The organism is Cryobacterium luteum (assembly GCF_900110125.1).
GTDB lineage: Bacteria > Actinomycetota > Actinomycetes > Actinomycetales > Microbacteriaceae > Cryobacterium > Cryobacterium luteum.
Genome location: NZ_FOCN01000069.1, coordinates 1 through 1426 on the forward strand (window position 1 = coordinate 1; position 1426 = coordinate 1426).

Genomic DNA, 1426 nt, shown 5'->3' on the forward strand with positions numbered 1-1426 from the left:
AAGGAGTGACACTAATGGTCATGACAGAACGAAATGAGAAGCTGAAAGCACCGAAGTCCCCGGCCCAGCGTGCGGCCGCCGATGCGATCAAGGAGCTGCGCGATAGCGGCGCTCTCGATGGTCTCTTCGCGAAGATCGATGCCGGCACCATGCAACTCACCGGCGAGGGCGGGTTCGTGCCGGGCCTGATCAAGGCGGCCCTCGAGCGCGGGTTGCAGGCCGAACTGACCGAGCACCTCGGCTATGACAAGGGCGATCCCGAAGCTAGGTTCTATGCGAATTCGCGAAATGGAACGTCGGCGAAGACGGTCGCGGCAGAGGTCGGCGATCTAGAGCTGGACATCCCGCGGGACCGCGACGGGAGCTTCACGCCCCGCTTGGTACCCAAGGGCGAGCGGCGCCTCGGCGGCCTGGACGACATGATCATCTCGCTCTATGCCGGCGGGATGACGGTGCGCGATATCCAGCACCACCTGGTCTCAACGATCGGCACCGAGCTGTCCCACGAGACGATCTCGAAGATCACCGACGCGGTCCTCGATGCCGTCCTGGAATGGCAGCGCCGCCCGCTGGACGCGCTCTACCCGGTGATCTACCTTGACGCGCTGATCGTCAAAGTCAGGGACAGCGGCCATGTCCGCAACAAGGCCGCGCACATCGCCGTTGGCGTCGACATGGACGGCATCAAACACGTGTTGGGCATCTGGGTGCAAGACACCGAGGGCGCCAAATTCTGGGCCAGCGTCTGCGCGCAGCTAGCCAACCGCGGTGTCAAAGACGTCCTCATCGTCTGCTGCGACGGCCTGACCGGGTTCCCCGAAGCGATCGAAACAACCTGGCCGCAAGCGACCGTTCAGACGTGTGTCGTGCACCTGCTGCGGGCGGCGTTACGCTTCGTCGGCTACAAGGACCGCAAGAGTGTTGCCGCGGCGCTGAAGCCGATCTACACCGCCGTCGATGCCGACGCGGCCTGGGACGCGCTGACCGAGTTCTCCGCCTCCCCGATGGGCGTGAAATACCCCACGGCCGTTAAAACGTTCGAAGATGCATGGGAACGATTCACCCCGTTCCTGACGTTCCCGCCCGAGCTGAGACGGGTCATTTACACCACTAACAGCATCGAATCGTTGAACTATCAGCTGCGGAAAGTCACCAAGAACCGCGGCCACTTCCCCAACGACGACGCCGTGATCAAGATGCTCTGGTTGGCCATCTGCAACATCGAAGACAAACGAGCCCGCGACCGAGCCAAGGAACGCGGACGAGCCCGAGGCGTCAAACGCACCGCCGAAGGCCACCTCGTCGAAGGCCAAATCACCACGAATTGGAAGCAAGCCCTCAGCCAGCTCGTGATGATTCACCCCGACCGAATCAACCCCCACCTCTAACCAATTCCCAACACTTACACAAAACACTTGACAGGCTC

1 protein-coding gene is annotated in these 1426 nt (G+C 62.1%); it reads left to right on the top strand.

Going from position 1 to position 1426, the window contains the following annotated elements:
- Window positions 1–14: 14 nt before the first annotated feature.
- A complete protein-coding gene (locus BMW72_RS18250; RefSeq protein WP_134450462.1) occupies window positions 15–1388 on the top strand; it encodes an IS256 family transposase in 1374 nt (457 codons plus the stop codon).
- The last annotated feature ends 38 nt before the right edge of the window (window positions 1389–1426 follow it).

Coding starts and splice junctions, on each gene's coding strand:
- BMW72_RS18250 (WP_134450462.1), top strand. CDS start 15: ATGGTCATGACAGAACGAAATGAGAAGCTGAAAGCACCGAAGTCCCCG.